Source organism: Mycobacterium helveticum (assembly GCF_007714205.1).
In the GTDB taxonomy this organism is placed as follows: Bacteria; Actinomycetota; Actinomycetes; order Mycobacteriales; family Mycobacteriaceae; genus Mycobacterium; species Mycobacterium helveticum.
Map to the genome: position 1 here is coordinate 11,843 of NZ_VMQU01000075.1, position 15,755 is coordinate 27,597.

The following is a 15,755-nucleotide window of genomic DNA, read 5'->3' on the forward strand; positions in this document are numbered from 1 at the left end:
GTAGCGACGTGAAAGTTCGTTTGCGTACGGCATTGGCCCCGTCGGTTGCCGCGCTGGTGGCCCTGGCTGCGGCGGCGTGCGGTTCGAATTCGGGGGGTGGGGCGTCCGGCGCCGGGCAGGGCGGGACCAGCCCCGCCACGACGCCGGCGAGTTCCAAAGTGGCCCTGTCGGAGACCGGCAGCACGCTGCTCTACCCGCTGTTCAACCTCTGGGGCCCGGCCTACCAGCAGAAGTATCCGAACGTCGCCATCACCACCCAGGGCACCGGCTCGGGCACCGGGATCGCTCAGGCCACCGCCGGCGCGGTCAACATCGGCGCGTCCGATGCATACCTGTCCGAAGGCGACATGTCCGCGCACAAGGGGTTGATGAACATCGCGCTGGCCATCTCCGCGCAGCAGATCAACTACAACCTGCCCGGTGTCACCGAGCACCTCAAGCTGGACGGCAAGGTCTTGGCGGCCATGTACCAGGGCAAGGTCACGACGTGGAACGACCCGCAGATCGCCGGCCTGAACCCGGGGGTGAGTCTGCCGCCCACCCCGGTGGTCCCGCTGCACCGCTCCGACGGCTCCGGTGACACCTTCCTGTTCACGCAGTACCTGTCCAAGCAGGACCCCGGCGGCTGGGGCAAGTCGCCCGGCTTCGGCACCACCGTCGACTTCCCGGACGTGCCCGGCGCGCTCGGCGAGAACGGCAACGGCGGCATGGTGACCGGGTGCGCCGACACTCCCGGCTGCGTCGCCTACATCGGGATCAGCTTCCTGGACCAGGCCACCCGGAAGGGATTGGGTGAGGCGCAACTGGGCAACGCCGCCGGCAAGTTCCTGCTGCCCGACGCCCGAAGCATCCAGGCCGCGGCCGCCGGGTTCACCTCCACCCCCGCCGACGAGGCGATCTCGCTGATCGACGGGCCCGCCGCGGAGGGGTACCCGATCATCAACTACGAGTACGCCATCGTCGACAGCCACCAAAAGGACGCGGCCACCGCCCAGACGATGCAGGCGTTCCTGCACTGGACGATCACCGACGGCAACGACCGTTCGTACCTCGACAAGGTCCACTTCCAGCCGCTGCCACCGGCGGTGGTCAAGCTGTCCGATGCCCAGATCGCCAAGATCGCGGGCTAGGTTCCGTTGGGCCCGGTGTCGCGCCGCCACCTCAGCCGCGAGGGCTTGGTCATTCGATGGCTGGGTGGCCTGGGTGCGGTGATCCCGCTGCTCGCCCTCGTGTTCGTGCTGGCGACGCTGTTGATCGAGGCGCTGCCGGCGATCCGGGTCAACGGGCCGCACTTCGTGACCGGCACCGAATGGAACATGGGCAACACCTACGGCGCCAACGAAACCACCGACGGTGTGGCCCATCCGGCCGGCGCCTATTACGGCGCACTGCCCCTGATCGTGGGCACCCTGGCCAGCTCGGCGATAGCCCTGCTCGTCGCCGTGCCGGTCTCGATCGGGGCCGCGTTCGCGATCGCGCAGCGGTTGCCCAAGCGTCTCGCAGCAGCGGTCGGCATGGTGCTGGAATTGCTCGCCGGAATCCCCAGCGTCGTCGTCGGGCTGTGGGGCGCGATGACGTTCGGGCCCTTCATCGCCCACCACGTCGCCCCGGTGATCGCCCGCAACGCTCCCGACGTCCCGGTGCTCGGCTACTTCCGCGGCGACACCGGCAACGGAGAAGGCATGTTGATATCCGGTCTGGTGCTGGCGGTGATGGTCATCCCGATCATCGCCAGCACCACCCGCGACCTGATCCGCCAGGTGCCGTCGCTGCCGCGCGAGGGCGCCATCGCGCTGGGCATGTCGGAGTGGGAGTGCGTGCGCCGGGTGACGCTGCCGTGGGTGTCCAGCGGCGTCATCGGCGCCGTGGTGTTGGGGCTCGGGCGCGCGCTGGGCGAGACGATGGCCGTGGCGATGGTCTCCGGCGCGATGTTGGGTGCGATGCCGGCCAACATCTACTCGACCATGACCACGATCGCGGCGACCATCGTGTCGCAACTGGATTCGGCGATGACGGACTCCACCAACTTCGCGGTGCAGACCCTCGCCGAGGCGGGGCTGGTGCTCATGGTGATCACGCTACTGACCAACATCGCCGCTCGGGCACTGGTGCGCCGGACGTCGGGCACCGCGCTGCCGGTCGGCCGGGGTATCTGAGGGTGAACGAATCGGTGGCTGACACGACCGGCGGGATATCGGCGTCCCCGCCGCGACGGGCTGTCGCGGCGCGGCGCAGGATCGTCGACACGCTGTTCTGGGCGGCCTGCTTGTGCTGTCTGGCCCTGGTGATCCTCCCGACGCTGTGGATGCTGATCGGCGTCCTCGGCCGCGCCCTGCCGGTGTTCCACTTCAGCGTGCTGGTGCAGGACAGCAAGGGCAGTGGCGGCGGCCTGCGCAACGCCATCATCGGCACCGCGGTCCTCGGCCTCGGGGTCGTGCTGGTGGGTGGCACCGTCAGCGTGCTGGCGGGCATTTACATTTCCGAGTTCGCCACCGGCCGAACGCGTTCGGTGTTGCGCGGCGCCTACGAGGTGTTGTCCGGCATCCCCTCCATCGTGCTCGGCTATGTCGGGTACCTGGCGCTCGTCGTGTACTTCGACTGGGGATTCTCGCTGGCGGCCGGGGTGCTGGTGCTGTCGGTGATGAGCATCCCCTACATCGCCAAGGCCACCGAGTCCTCCCTCGGCCAGGTGCCGACGTCGTATCGGGAGGGCGCCGAAGCGCTCGGGTTGCCGACCGGCTGGGTGCTGCGCAGGATCGTGCTGAAAAGCGCGCTGCCCGGGATCGTCACCGGCATGCTGGTGGCGCTGGCGCTGGCGATCGGGGAGACGGCGCCCATGCTCTACACCGCCGGCTGGTCCGATTCGCCCCCGACCGGAGCGCTCACCGGTTCGCCGGTGGCGTACCTGACGTATCCGATCTGGACGTTCTACAACCAGCCGTCCCGGTCGGCGCAGAACCTGTCCTACGAATCGGCTTTTCTGCTGATCGTCTTCCTGCTCGTGCTGATCGCCCTCGGGCGGCTGGTCACCTGGCTGGCCGGCCGGCACTCGGAGTCGTGAGCGCAGGCGCCCTCACAGACCCGGCAGGCGCACCACCTGGATGAAGAACTCGTCGATCTGGCGGACCGCGTTGATGAACTGGTCGAGGTCGACGGGCTTGGTGACGTAGGCGTTGGCGTGCAACTGGTAGCTGCGCAGGATGTCCTCCTCGGCCGAGGAGGTGGTGAGCACGACCACCGGGATGCGCGCCAGGCCGGGGTCGGACTTGACCTGCTCGAGCAGTTGGCGGCCGTCGTACTTGGGCAGGTTCAGGTCGAGCAGGATCAGGTCGGGCCGGACCGCGTCCCGGAACCGGCCGCGCTTGTACAGGTAGTCCAGGCCCTCCTCCCCGTCGTGCGCGACGTTCAGGTTGTTCTTGAGCTTGTTGTGCTCGAACGCCTCCCGGGTGATCAGCTCGTCTCCCGGGTCGTCTTCGACGAGCAGGATTTCGATCGCTCTCCCGGCCGAGGTCATTGCTGGACTCCTTCTGGCTGTGTTTCGCGCGCGTGATCCGCTCCGGCGACCGGCTCTTCGTTTGCCGGGGCCATGGGCAGGGTGAACTCGAACCGGGTGCCGCCGGTGTAGGACGTGTCGATCCGGATGCTTCCGCCGTGGTGCTCGACGATCTTCTTGCACAGCGCCAGCCCGACGCCGGTCCCGTGGTACGCGTCGCGGCCGTGCAGCCGCTGGAAGATCACGAACACCTTCTCGGCAAACTCCTCCGGTATCCCGATGCCGTTGTCGGAAACCCGGAACACCCACTGGCCCTCGCGGTCACCGGCGCCCGGTTCGCACTCGATGACGACGCGGGGCGGGGCGTCCTCGCGCCGGAACTTCGCCGCGTTGCCGAGCAGGTTCTGCCACAGCATCGTCAGCAGCGTGGGGTCGCCGACGACCCGCGGGAGGGGCTCGCGCGGGCGCACGATCTGCGCGCCGGACTCCTCGATGGCGGCAGCGAGGTTGCCCAGGCCGGCGTCCAGCGCCGTGTCGAGGTCCACCTCGGCCTCCGAGGTGCCCAGGCGCCCGACGCGGGAGAAGGTGAGCAGGTCGTTGATCAGGACCTGCATGCGTTTGGCCCCGTCGACCGCGAAGGCGATGTACTCGGTGCCGCGCTCGTCGAGTTTGTCGCCGTAGCGCTTCTCGAGCAACTGGCAGAACGAGGCGACCTTGCGCAGCGGCTCCTGCAGGTCGTGCGACGCGACGTAGGCGAACTGCTCGAGTTCGGCGTTGGAACGTCGCAGCTCCTCGGTCTGCTCGTCCAACTGCGCCCGGGCGGCGCGCGACGCCTCGAGCTCTTCGACCATCCGACGGCGCATGTTCTCCACGTCGATCGCCATGTCACGAATGTCCTTGGGCCGCTTGGGGGGCGCGATGGTCTCCGCGAAGCTGCCCTCGGTGATCCGCCGGCACGCCGCGGCCAGCTCCGCCAGCGGGCGGGTGACGGTTTGGCGCACCAGCACCCCCAGCACCACCGCGGTGGCGAAGAACACCACCACCAGCGCGATCAGCACGCGGTCGCGCCAGACGTCGGTGTGCCTGAGTTGCTCCGCGGCGTGCGCCCACGCCGCAGACAGGTTCGCGCTCTGCGCCTCGAAAAGCGCACGCAGATGGTCGAACTGGGCCTTGCCGCGCTCGGCCATCCCGCCGTTCGGGATGTTCGGGGCGTTCGGGGCGTGCGGGGTCACGCCGGCGATCAGCGGCTCGGCATAGCTCGAACGCCACTGCGCGGCCGACTGCTCGATCTCGTCGAGGTTGGCGATGAGGTTCGCGCGCGCGCCCAGCCGGTGGCGGATCTCCTCGGCCGCGGCCCGCTCGGCGCGTTGTCCGTCGTAGTAGGGCGCCAGGAACTGACGATCGGCGGTGATCAGGTAGCCGCGAACGCCGGTCTCCTGGTCGCGCAGCCCGGCCTGCAGCTGGTATGCCGCCGCGCGCGCCGGCTGGATGTGGTCGATCAGTTCGCGCGACATCGTGTCGGTGCGGTCCAGCAACACCGTTCCGACCACGGCGCCGACGAGCACCATCACGCCCATGACGAACAGGACCAGCGCCTGCCATCCCCGCGTCGTGAGCTGCGACAGGCGCAGCGGCCGCAACGTCGGCGTCACGCCGTGGTCCGCTCGACGCGCAGCACCGCGATGTCGTCGGTGAGCCCGCCCTGCGGCCGGGCGAGCTTCTCGGCCTCGTCGATGAGCGCGTCGACGAACGCCGGGCCGGGCTGGTTCGCGTGCCGGCGGGCCAGCGCGAGCAGACCGTCCTCGCCGAGGCGTCGGGCGCCCCGCCCCGAATACCCCTCGAACAGGCCGTCGGTCAGCAGCAACAGCCCGTGCCCGACGGGCAGTTCCATGTCGTGGCGCGGCCAGTCGTCGGCCCGCAGCCCCAGGGCCGGCCCCGCCGGCGGCTCGATCCAGTCCACGCAGCCGCAGCCCTGCAGCAGCATCCCGGGGTGACCGGCGCGCACCGTGGTGACGCGCGGGCTGTCCGGTGAGATCGCCAGGCTCAGCACCGTCGCGAAGATACCGGTGCCGCTCCGTTCGGAGTGCAGCACCCGCTCCAGCTGCCGCATCAGGTCGACGCCGTGCAACCCGGCGAAGGTCAGCGCGCGGAACGCGATCCGCAGGGCCGCGCCCAGGGCCGCCTCGTGCGGGCCGTGCCCGGCGACGTCGCCGATCAGCACGTGCACGGTGCGGTCTGGCGTCTGCACGACGTCGTAGAAGTCCCCGCACAGCAGCGCGTCCTCCCGGCTGGGCCGGTACCGCGCGACGATCTCGACTCCCGAGTTGTCGTGCAGCAGCGGGGAGGGCAGCAGACCGCGTTCCAGCAGTGCGTTCTCGCGGGCGCGCAGCCGGCTGGCGTGCAGGTCGGCGGCGATGAGCTCGGCCCGTTTGCGCTCGATCGCGTACAGCAGCGCCCGCCGCAGCATCTCCGGTTCGACCCGGCCCTTGACCAGGTAGTCCTGGGCGCCGGCCGCGACGGCGGACGCGCCGAAGTACTCGTCGTTGAGGCCGGTCAGCACCACGATCGGGACCGTGGCGTCGCGTTTGGCGATGCGGTCCAGGGCGTCGATCCCGTTGGCGTCCGGCAGGTGCAGGTCCAGCAGCACACAGTCCGGTCGGGCGGCCGCGAGCTCACGCTCGGCGTGCGCCATGGACTGGGCCCACACCACCCGGATGTCGGCGACCGCGTCCGCGATGAGGTCCTCGACGAGCACCGCGTCGGCCCGGTCGTCTTCGACCAGCAACAGCGACAACGACTGCCAATGGTCCACCGCGGTAACTGGAGCGCGCACTGGGATCACTTCCGGTCATCCGCGGGTGGTGAGGGGTGAGCACCTTTTTTACTCCGCCCCCCTTGGCCGCGGTAGCCATTAGCTCTGTGGCGACGTTCCGACCGCAGAGCCGGTGCGCCGCCGAAGGCCTTCCCACCGGCTTACCACCCCGAATGGTTGCCGTGGGTGATCCTATGCGGTGTGCCGGGGCTTTCCCAATATCGGCCCCGCGAATGGCCCCACCAACGGCCCCACCAACGGTGGCGTCAGCGCAGCAGTGCGCGCGACATCACCACACGCTGAATCTGGTTGGTGCCCTCGTAGATCTGGGTGATCTTGGCGTCGCGCATCATCCGCTCGACGGGGAAGTCCCTGGTGTAGCCGTAACCGCCGAACAGCTGCACCGCGTCGGTGGTCACCTCCATCGCGACGTCGGAGGCAAAGCACTTCGACGCCGCCGAGATGAAGCCCAGGTTGGATTCACCGCGCTCGGCGCGCGCGGCGGCCGCATACACCATCAGCCGGGCGGCCTCGACCTTCATCGCCATGTCGGCCAGCATGAACTGCACACCCTGGTTGTCGCTGACCGGCCGGCCGAACTGCTTGCGCTCCTTGGTGTAGGCGATCGCGGCGTCCACCGCCCCCTGGGCGATGCCCACGGCCTGCGCCCCGATCGTGGGCCGGGTGTGGTCGAGGGTGGCCAGCGCCGTCTTGAAACCCGTACCCGGCTCCCCGATGATCCGATCCCCCGGGATGCGGCAGTTCTCGAAGTACAACTCGGTCGTCGGCGAGCCCTTGATCCCGAGCTTGCGCTCCTTGGGCCCGACGGTGAAGCCCTCGTCGTCGGCATGCACCATGAACGACGAGATCCCGTTGGCACCCTTGTCCGGGTCGGTCACCGCCATCACCGTGTACCAGCTCGACACCCCGCCGTTGGTGATCCAGCACTTGGCGCCGTTGAGGATCCAGTCGTCCCCGTCGGCCCTGGCCCGCGTGCGCATCGCCGCCGCGTCGCTGCCGGCCTCGCGCTCGGAAAGCGCATACGACGCCATCGCGGCACCCTCGGCGATCGAGGGCAACACCTGCTTTTTCAGCTCCTCGGAACCCCGCAGGATCAGCCCCATCGTGCCCAGCTTGTTGACCGCGGGGATCAACGACGCCGACGCGTCGACCCGGGCCACCTCCTCGATCACGATGCACGCCGCCACCGAATCCGCACCCTGACCGCCGTACTCCTCGGGCACGTGCACCGCATTGAAACCCGACGCGTTCAACGCGTCCAAGGCCTCGGCCGGGAACCGCGAATTCTCGTCCACGTCGGCGGCGTGCGGAGCGATCTCCTTCTCCGCCAACGCCCGGATCGCCGCCCGCAACTCCCGGTGCTCCTCGGGCAACCCGAACAAATCGAACGACGAATTTCCGGCCCATCCAGCCATCTCAAGCCTCCCTGCGCTACTCACCGGTAACTTTACCGTGCAACCGCTGCACCGCCGCATCCTTGGCCCGCACGCTCTCCGCCAGGCGGTCGGAGAACGCGACGACGCGGGCCCGCAGCGCCGGGTCGGACGAGGCGAGGATGCGCACGGCCAGCAGGCCGGCGTTGCGGGCGCCGCCGATGGAGACCGTGGCCACCGGGACGCCCGCGGGCATCTGCACGATCGACAGCAGCGAGTCCAGGCCGTCCAGGCGCGCCAGCGGCACCGGCACCCCGATCACCGGCAGCGGCGTCGCCGCGGCGACCATCCCGGGCAGGTGGGCGGCGCCGCCCGCCCCGGCGATGATCACCTCGATGCCGCGGTCGGCGGCACCGCGGGCGTAGTCGAACATCACCTGCGGCGTGCGGTGCGCCGACACCACCCGGGCCTCGGCTTCGATGTCGAACTCGGCGAGCGCGTCGGTCGCGTCGGCCATCACCGACCAGTCGCTGTCGCTGCCCATGATGACCCCGACGCGGGGGTTAGCGCTGCTCATGTGGATCCCATCCGTCCGCCCATCGGCCGTGTGCCAGCCAGTGCGCCGCCAGTTCGGCGCGTTCCCGCAGGTTCCCCAGATCCGCCGGATCGGTGCCCAGGAAATTGAGGTGCCCGATCTTGCGGCCGGGCCGTTCGGCCTTGCCGTACAGGTGTACCCGGGCGTCGGGCATCCGCGCGAACAGGTGGTGCAGCCGCTCGTCCATCGACATCGCCGCCGTCGCGGGCGCCCCCGGTCCGCGTGGCGCGCCCAGCACGTTGGCCATCACCGTCACCGGCGCGATCGCGTCGGTGTCGCCGAGCGGGTAGTCCAGCACCGCGCGCAGATGCTGCTCGAACTGGCTGGTGCGCGACCCGTCCATGGTCCAGTGTCCGGAGTTGTGCGGCCGCATTGCGAGCTCGTTGACCAGCAGGGCGCCGTCGGTCGTCTCGAAAAGCTCGACCGCGAGCACCCCGACCACACCCAGCTCGGCGGCCAACCGCAGCGCCAGCCGCTGGGCGGCGGCCGCCGACTCTCCGGCCAGGCCCGGTGCGGGCGCGATCACCTGCACGCAGATCCCGTCGCGTTGCACGGTCTGCACCACCGGCCAGGCCGCGCCCTGGCCGAACGGCGAGCGCGCCACCAGCGCCGACAGCTCGCGGCGCAGCGTCACCCGCTCCTCGACCAGCGCCGGCAGCCCGTCGGCCAGGCACCTGCCGGCGATGTCGCGGGCCTGCCTCAGGTCGCGGGCCATCCAGACTCCCCGCCCGTCGTAGCCGCCCCGCACGGCCTTGACCACCAGCGGGGCGCCGTCGGCGGCGTCCAGCGTGCGCGCGAACGCGTCCAGGTCGTCGATGCTGTCCACCGGCGCGTAGCGCGGCACCGGGGCGCCGAGGGCCTCCAGCCGCCTGCGCATGACGAGCTTGTCCTGCGCGTGCACCAGGGCCTGGGGCGGGGGCGCGACGTTGACGCCCTCGGCAACGAGCTTCTCCAGCAGGTCGGTGGGGACGTGCTCGTGGTCGAACGTCAGCACGTCGGCCCCGGCGGCGACCCGGCGCAGGTCTTCCAGGTCGATGTGCGAGCCGATCACCACGTCGGGGGTGACCTGCGCGGCCGACTCGTCGGCGGCGGTGGCCAGCACCCGCAATGTCTGCCCCAGCGCGATCGCGGCCTGGTGGGTCATCCGGGCGAGCTGGCCGCCGCCGACCATGGCGACAAGCGGGGTGACTAGCGGGGCGACGACGGGGGTGCGGGTACTCGGCACGGCCATCATGGTGTCATGGGCCGGGCCGACCGCGACCGGCGGTGAGACCCGATCGTTATGTACCATTTTGCGTCGATTTTGTGTCCGTCCGTACACTCACGTGTTGTGCCCTTCGCCGATGCCACAATTGCGCGGTTGCCTGACGCCCTTCAGCCCTTCGCGCAACGCCACCACGAGCTGATCAAGTTCGCGATCGTCGGCGGCACCACGTTCATCATCGACTCGGCGATTTTCTACACCCTGAAGCTGACGATCCTGGAGACCAAGCCGGTCACCGCGAAGGTGATCGCCGGCATCGTCGCGGTCATCGCGTCCTACGTGTTGAACCGGGAGTGGAGCTTCCGCGATCGCGGCGGCCGCGAACGCCACCACGAAGCACTGCTGTTCTTCGCCTTCAGCGGCGTGGGCGTGCTGCTGAGCATGGCGCCGCTGTGGTTCTCCAGCTATGTGCTGCAGTTGCGGGAGCCGATGGTGTCGCTGACGTTGGAGAACATCGCCGACTTCGTCTCGGCCTACCTCATCGGGAATTTGCTGCAGATGGCGTTCCGCTTCTGGGCGTTCCGGCGCTGGGTGTTCCCCGACGCCTTCGCGCGCAATCCCGACATGGCCCTGGAGGAGAAAGCCCTGGAGTCCGCCCTCACCGCGGGCGGGATCGCCGAGGTTTTCGAGGACACCCGCGAAAGCGGCCTCCAGATGAGCCCCCAGATGAGCTCCCAGATGAGCTCCCAGATGAGCAATGTCACCCCGTTGCGCGGTTGGCGCAGCCGCAGGGCCGCCCGTTTCGGTCAGCTCGGCGACTCCTCCGAACCCAGGGTGTCGAAGACTTCGTGATACAGCAGCGCGTGGACCTCGCGCAGCCGCGGAATGTCGGAGAACTCCAACGGGTCCTGTGACGCCGACTCGATGATCAGCGTCCCGCACCGGAAGATCCGCTCGAAGAGCCGGTCCCGGAATTCGACGCTGTTGATCCGCGCCAGCGGGATGTCGAGCCCGGTCCGGGTGAGCACCCCGTGCCGGTACATCACCCGTCGGGTGGTGACCACGAAATGCGTCGTCAGCCAGGCCGAGAACGGCCACAGCGTCAGCCGGCCGACGACCACCAGCCAGATCCCCCAGATGACGCCGTAGCTGACGTTCTTGGCGAGCTGGTCCCAGTGCGTCGAGTTGAGGTATCCCGAACCGAACGCCGCCAGCCCGGTCGCGGTGACGAACGCCACGGCGGGCCAGATCAGCCGCCTCCAGTGTGGATGGCGGTGCAGCACCACCTGCTCGCCGGCGGCCAGGGCGTTGTCCGGATAGCGCATGGTCGCGACACTAGCGGCGGCGCTACCGCAGATGCACCACGTCACCGGCCGAGATCACGGCCGTCTGGTGTCCGGTGTCCAGGCACAGCCTGCCCTGGTCGTCGATGCCGGTGGCGGTGCCGACCAGCTCACCGCCGCCCGGCAGGTGCGCGCGCACGCGGGTGCCGATCGTCAGGCTGTGCGCCCGGTAGTCGGCGGCCAGCGCCGCGTCGGCGCCGCGTGCGGCCCGCCACGCAACGATCCGCCTGTCGAGTTCGGTCAGCAACGCGCGCACCAGGTCGCCGCGATCGGCTTCGGCCGCCCCGAGACCGCGCAGCGAGGTGGCGCCCTCGACCCCGTCGGGGGCGCGGGCGACGTTGAGCCCCACGCCGATCACCACCGCCGGGCGCGCCACCTCGGCCAGGATGCCCGCCAGCTTGCCGCGGGACTCCGGCGGGCCCGCCAGCACGTCGTTGGGCCATTTCAGGCCGGCTCGAATGCCGGTCACGGCTGCCACCGCGTCGACGACCGCCACCCCGGTGGCCAGCGACAGCCAACCCCACGCCGCGACCGGCACGTCGACGACGCTCACCCCGACCGACATCGTGATCTGGGTCCGCGGGCCGGCCGACCAGCCCCGGCCGTGCCGTCCGCGGCCGGCGGTCTGGTGCTCGGCGATCAGCACGGCCCCGGCCACGTCGGCCCCCCGGTCCGGTGACGCCGCCCGGGCCAGCAGGTCGGCGTTGGTGGAGGCGGTCCGTTCGACGACGTCGAGCCGGGTCCAGCCCAGCCCCGCCCCGACCAGCCCGGCCCGCAGCGCGGCCGCGTCGAGCGGTGGGTCCGGCGGGGGCCCGAGCAGTTCGCCGTCGCTCACTTTAATTTCTCCTGATTCACGCCCAGCCTAAACACCGGCGCGGTGGCTGCCGATAACATCGACTGCCATGACAAGCGTTACCGACCGCTCGGCTCATTCCGCAGAGCCTGCGAGCGAACACACCGTCGACATCCACACCACCGCGGGCAAGCTGGCCGAGCTGCACAAGCGCCGGGAAGAGTCGCTGCACCCGGTCGGCGAGGAGGCCGTCGAAAAGGTGCACGCCAAGGGCAAGCTGACCGCCCGGGAGCGCGTCTATGCCCTGCTGGACGAGGATTCCTTCGTCGAGCTCGACGCCCTGGCCCGGCACCGCAGCACGAACTTCGGGCTGGAGAACAACCGCCCCCTGGGCGACGGGGTGGTCACCGGCTACGGGACCATCGACGGCCGCGACGTGTGCATCTTCAGCCAGGACGCCACCGTGTTCGGCGGCAGCCTGGGCGAGGTGTACGGCGAGAAGATCGTCAAGGTGCAGGAGCTGGCGATCAAGACCGGCCGCCCGCTGATCGGCATCAACGACGGCGCCGGTGCGCGCATCCAGGAGGGCGTCGTCTCGCTGGGCCTCTACAGCCGCATCTTCCGCAACAACATCATCGCCTCCGGCGTCGTCCCGCAGATCTCGCTGATCATGGGCGCGGCGGCCGGCGGGCACGTCTACTCCCCCGCCCTGACCGACTTCGTGGTGATGGTCGACCAGACCAGCCAGATGTTCATCACCGGCCCCGACGTCATCAAGACCGTCACCGGCGAGGACGTCACCATGGAGGAGCTCGGCGGCGCCCACACCCACATGGCCAAGTCGGGCACCGCGCACTACGTGGCGTCCGGTGAGCAGGACGCGTTCGACTGGGTGCGCGAGCTGCTGGGCTACCTGCCGCCCAACAACGCCACCGACGCGCCGCGCTACGCCGAGCCCCTGCCCGGGGGCGCGATCGAGGACAACCTCACCGCCGAGGACATCGAGCTGGACACGCTGATCCCGGACTCGCCCAACCAGCCCTACGACATGCACGAGGTGATCACCCGCATCCTCGACGAGGACGAGTTCCTCGAGGTGCAGAACGGCTACGCGCAGAACATCGTCGTCGGGTTCGGCCGCATCGACGGCCGGCCGGTCGGGATCGTGGCCAACCAGCCCACCCACTTCGCCGGGTGCCTGGACATCAACGCCTCGGAGAAGGCGGCCCGCTTCGTGCGGACCTGCGACTGCTTCAACATCCCGATCGTCATGCTGGTCGACGTTCCCGGCTTCCTGCCGGGCACCGGCCAGGAGTACAACGGCATCATCCGCCGCGGCGCCAAGCTGCTCTACGCCTACGGCGAGGCCACCGTCCCCAAGATCACCGTCATCACCCGCAAGGCCTACGGCGGCGCCTACTGCGTGATGGGCTCCAAGGACATGGGCTGCGACGTCAACCTCGCCTGGCCGACCGCCCAGATCGCCGTCATGGGCGCTTCCGGCGCCGTCGGCTTCGTCTACCGCCAGCAGCTCAAGGAGGCCGCCAAGGAGGGCAAGGACGTTGACGAGCTTCGCTTACAGCTGCAGCAGGAGTACGAGGACACGCTGGTCAACCCCTACGTCGCCGCCGAGCGGGGCTACGTCGACGCGGTGATCCCGCCGTCGCACACCCGCGGCTACATCGGCACGGCGCTGCGGCTGCTGGAACGCAAGATCTCCCATCTGCCCCCCAAGAAGCACGGGAACATCCCGCTGTGAGCGCCGGGAGCGAGCTCACGACGGGCGACGTCACGACGGGCGACGCGCACCGGGTGCACGAGCCGCACATCCAGATTCTGCGCGGCAAACCCACCGCCGCGGAGCTGGCGGCACTGATCGCCGTGCTCGGCAGCACCGGCGCCGCGCCCCGGCCGCCGGCACCCGAGCGCACCCGCTGGGGCCTTCCGGCCGACAACCTGCGATACGCGATGACGAACTTTCAGCGCCTCACCATGCAGCAGAAAATCCACCTGCAGCATCTGCAGCAGTGACCCGCCTGGTGCTGGGGTCGGCGTCCGCGGGCCGGCTCAAAGTGCTGCGCCAAGCCGGTGTCGATCCGCTGGTCAGGGTCTCGGGGGTCGACGAGGACGCGGTCATCGCCGGTCTGGGCCCCGACGCGCCGCCCGGGGAGGTGGTGTGCGCCCTGGCCCGGGCCAAGGCCGAACGGGTGGCCGGCGAGCTCGAGCCCGCCGTCGCCGCCGATTGCGTTGTCATCGGCTGCGATTCGATGCTGCACCTGAACGGCCTGCTCTGCGGCAAGCCGCAGTCGACGTCCGCCGCGCGCGACCTGTGGCAAGCCATGGCGGGCCGCGCCGGCCAGCTCCACACCGGACACGCTCTTATTCGCTTGCTGGACAACGCGATTACTTTCTCTGCGTCCGAAAACTCTTTCACCACAGTGCGTTTCGGTGCGCCGTCCCCCGACGACCTCGAGTCGTACCTGTCCTCGGGTGAACCCTTGCGCGTGGCGGGGGGATTCACCCTCGACGGCCTGGGCGGGTGGTTCATCGACGGCGTTGACGGCGACCCCTCGGCCGTGGTGGGCATCGGGCTGCCGCTGACGCGCTCGCTGCTGGGCCGCGCGGGGCTGTCGGTCGCCACGGTGTGGGCGGCCAATCCGCCCGCCTGACGCGCACCCGGGCCCGTCGGGCTCCGCGAGACATCATCCAGCGCGACTCCACGCGGCGTGTCGTCGGCGACGTTGATGTGTCGCGGTCGCAGCGCCTCGCGTGAGTAGGCTTTCCGGTATGTCGCTACCTCCGGATCCCAGCCCCACGCTCGCGGCCTACGCCCACCCCGAACGCCTGGTCACCGCCGACTGGCTGTCGGCCCACCTGGGCGCACCCGGTCTGGCGATCGTGGAGTCCGACGAGGACGTCCTGCTCTACGACGTCGGCCACATCCCCGGCGCGGTCAAGATCGACTGGCACACCGACCTCAACGACGCGCCCGTGCGCGACTACATCACCGGCGAGCGGTTCGCCGAGCTGATGGACCGCAAGGGCATCGCCCGCGACGACACCGTGGTGATCTACGGCGACAAGAGCAACTGGTGGGCGGCCTACGCGCTGTGGGTCTTCACGCTGTTCGGCCACCCCGACGTGCGGCTGCTCAACGGCGGCCGGAACCTGTGGCTCTCCGACGGGCGTGAGACCAGCCTCGACGTCCCGACCAGGACCTCCACCGGCTATCCCGTCGTGCAGCGCAACGACGAACCCATCCGGGCCTACAAGGACGACGTGCTGGCGGCGCTGGGCTCCGAGCCGCTGATCGACGTGCGCTCCCCGCAGGAGTACACCGGCGAACGCACCCACATGCCCGACTACCCCGAGGAGGGCGTGCTGCGGGCCGGCCACATCCCCACCGCCCGGTCGATTCCGTGGAGCAGGGCCGTCGACGACAGCGGGCGGTTCCGCAGCCGCGAGGAGCTCGACGAGCTCTACGGTTTCCTGGGTCCCGACGACAAGACCATCGTCTACTGCCGCATCGGGGAACGCTCCAGCCACACCTGGTTCGTGCTCACGCATCTGCTGGGCAAGCCCGGGGTGCGCAACTACGACGGGTCGTGGACCGAGTGGGGCAACACCGTGCGCGTCCCCATCGTGGCGGGCCCGGAACCGGGACAGGCGCCGGGAGCCGTACCGGCCCGATGAGCCTGCCCGCGCCGCTTGCCGAGGTGGTCTCCGACTTCGCCGACGTCGGGGGCCAGGACAAGCTCAAGCTCCTGCTGGAGTTCGCCGACGACCTGCCCGAGCTGCCCGCCGAGCTGGCCGAGGCGGCGATGGAGCCGGTCCCCGAGTGTCAGACCCCGCTGTTCCTGCACGTCGACGCCGGCGACCCGGACCGGGTGCGGCTGTACTTCAGCGCACCCGCCGAGGCGCCGACCACGCGCGGGTTCGCCGCGATCCTGGCCGCCGGCCTCGACGGGCAGCCCGCCGCCGACATCCTGGCGGTGCCCGAGGACTTCTACAACGAGCTCGGTCTGGCGGCTCTGATCAGCCCGCTGCGGTTGCGCGGCATGTCGGCGATGCTGGCCCGGATCAAGCGGCGGCTGCGCGAGTCCGCCCCCCGACCCCGACCC

At 70.0% G+C, this 15,755-nt stretch carries 17 protein-coding genes; 9 read left to right on the forward strand and 8 right to left on the reverse strand.

Annotation, left to right across the window (positions count from 1 at the left end; translation table 11 throughout):
* Positions 1-8 precede the first annotated feature (8 nt).
* Genes pstS through FPZ47_RS17130 form a run of 3 tightly spaced genes read left to right on the forward strand, consistent with a single transcriptional unit; the run spans position 9 to position 3,061 of the window.
* A complete protein-coding gene (gene pstS / locus FPZ47_RS17120) occupies positions 9-1,130 on the forward strand; it encodes a phosphate ABC transporter substrate-binding protein PstS (protein ID WP_144948646.1) in 1,122 nt (373 codons plus the stop codon).
* Positions 1,131-1,145: 15 nt separating this feature from the next.
* Positions 1,146-2,156 (forward strand): phosphate ABC transporter permease subunit PstC, encoded by a 1,011-nt coding sequence (gene pstC, locus FPZ47_RS17125; RefSeq protein WP_144948649.1) that lies wholly within the window; start codon positions 1,146-1,148, stop codon positions 2,154-2,156.
* A gap of 14 nt (positions 2,157-2,170) precedes the next feature.
* Positions 2,171-3,061 carry a PstA family ABC transporter permease gene (locus tag FPZ47_RS17130; RefSeq protein ID WP_246133278.1) on the forward strand — a complete coding sequence of 297 codons (891 nt, stop codon included), beginning with the start codon at positions 2,171-2,173 and terminating at the stop codon, positions 3,059-3,061.
* 12 nt (positions 3,062-3,073) lie between these two features.
* On the opposite strand, the gene FPZ47_RS17135 is transcribed toward FPZ47_RS17130, so the two are convergent.
* The 6 genes from FPZ47_RS17135 to FPZ47_RS17160 form a co-directional block, all read right to left on the reverse strand.
* Complete coding sequence (locus tag FPZ47_RS17135) at positions 3,074-3,514, reverse strand: response regulator (RefSeq protein ID WP_144948655.1); 441 nt, start codon at positions 3,512-3,514, stop codon at positions 3,074-3,076.
* Positions 3,511-5,070 carry a sensor histidine kinase gene (locus tag FPZ47_RS17140; protein ID WP_144948709.1) on the reverse strand — a complete coding sequence of 520 codons (1,560 nt, stop codon included), beginning with the start codon at positions 5,068-5,070 and terminating at the stop codon, positions 3,511-3,513. The genes FPZ47_RS17135 and FPZ47_RS17140 overlap by 4 nt, the downstream gene beginning before the upstream one ends.
* A 71-nt stretch (positions 5,071-5,141) precedes the next feature.
* Positions 5,142-6,287, reverse strand: a complete 1,146-nt coding sequence (locus tag FPZ47_RS17145; protein WP_144948712.1) for a PP2C family protein-serine/threonine phosphatase — start codon at positions 6,285-6,287, stop codon at positions 5,142-5,144.
* A 284-nt stretch (positions 6,288-6,571) separates the two neighbouring features.
* Positions 6,572-7,741, reverse strand: a complete 1,170-nt coding sequence (locus FPZ47_RS17150) for an acyl-CoA dehydrogenase (protein ID WP_144948658.1) — start codon at positions 7,739-7,741, stop codon at positions 6,572-6,574.
* Between the two features lie 16 nt (positions 7,742-7,757).
* On the reverse strand, positions 7,758-8,276 hold the full coding sequence (gene purE / locus FPZ47_RS17155; protein WP_144948661.1) for a 5-(carboxyamino)imidazole ribonucleotide mutase: 519 nt from the start codon (positions 8,274-8,276) through the stop codon (positions 7,758-7,760).
* Positions 8,263-9,528 carry a 5-(carboxyamino)imidazole ribonucleotide synthase gene (locus FPZ47_RS17160; RefSeq protein WP_144948715.1) on the reverse strand — a complete coding sequence of 422 codons (1,266 nt, stop codon included), beginning with the start codon at positions 9,526-9,528 and terminating at the stop codon, positions 8,263-8,265. Before FPZ47_RS17160 ends, purE begins: the two co-directional genes overlap by 14 nt.
* Before the next feature lie 96 nt (positions 9,529-9,624).
* Between FPZ47_RS17160 and FPZ47_RS17165 the strand changes: the two genes are divergently transcribed.
* Entirely contained in the window at positions 9,625-10,350 is a 726-nt protein-coding gene (locus FPZ47_RS17165) for a GtrA family protein (protein WP_144948664.1), read from the forward strand.
* Here the strand turns inward: FPZ47_RS17165 and FPZ47_RS17170 are convergent.
* Both FPZ47_RS17170 and FPZ47_RS17175 read right to left on the reverse strand, forming a co-directional pair.
* Positions 10,305-10,823, reverse strand: a complete 519-nt coding sequence (locus FPZ47_RS17170) for a PH domain-containing protein (RefSeq protein WP_144948667.1) — start codon at positions 10,821-10,823, stop codon at positions 10,305-10,307. The two genes, FPZ47_RS17165 and FPZ47_RS17170, sit on opposite strands and share 46 nt — an antisense overlap.
* A 22-nt stretch (positions 10,824-10,845) precedes the next feature.
* A complete protein-coding gene (locus tag FPZ47_RS17175; RefSeq protein WP_246133279.1) occupies positions 10,846-11,676 on the reverse strand; it encodes a biotin--[acetyl-CoA-carboxylase] ligase in 831 nt (276 codons plus the stop codon).
* Positions 11,677-11,743: 67 nt separating this feature from the next.
* On the opposite strand from FPZ47_RS17175, the gene FPZ47_RS17180 reads away from it, so the two are divergent.
* From FPZ47_RS17180 to FPZ47_RS17200, 5 genes are all read left to right on the forward strand, one after another.
* Positions 11,744-13,393 carry an acyl-CoA carboxylase subunit beta gene (locus FPZ47_RS17180; protein ID WP_144948670.1) on the forward strand — a complete coding sequence of 550 codons (1,650 nt, stop codon included), beginning with the start codon at positions 11,744-11,746 and terminating at the stop codon, positions 13,391-13,393.
* On the forward strand, positions 13,390-13,665 hold the full coding sequence (locus FPZ47_RS17185; RefSeq protein ID WP_144948673.1) for an acyl-CoA carboxylase subunit epsilon: 276 nt from the start codon (positions 13,390-13,392) through the stop codon (positions 13,663-13,665). Before FPZ47_RS17180 ends, FPZ47_RS17185 begins: the two co-directional genes overlap by 4 nt.
* Complete coding sequence (locus FPZ47_RS17190; RefSeq protein WP_144948676.1) at positions 13,662-14,303, forward strand: Maf family protein; 642 nt, start codon at positions 13,662-13,664, stop codon at positions 14,301-14,303. Before FPZ47_RS17185 ends, FPZ47_RS17190 begins: the two co-directional genes overlap by 4 nt.
* A 118-nt stretch (positions 14,304-14,421) precedes the next feature.
* Entirely contained in the window at positions 14,422-15,327 is a 906-nt protein-coding gene (locus FPZ47_RS17195; protein WP_144948680.1) for a sulfurtransferase, read from the forward strand.
* Positions 15,324-15,755: SufE family protein (locus FPZ47_RS17200; RefSeq protein ID WP_144948682.1), on the forward strand; the 432-nt coding region annotated here is incomplete at its 3' end. The genes FPZ47_RS17195 and FPZ47_RS17200, both read left to right, overlap by 4 nt.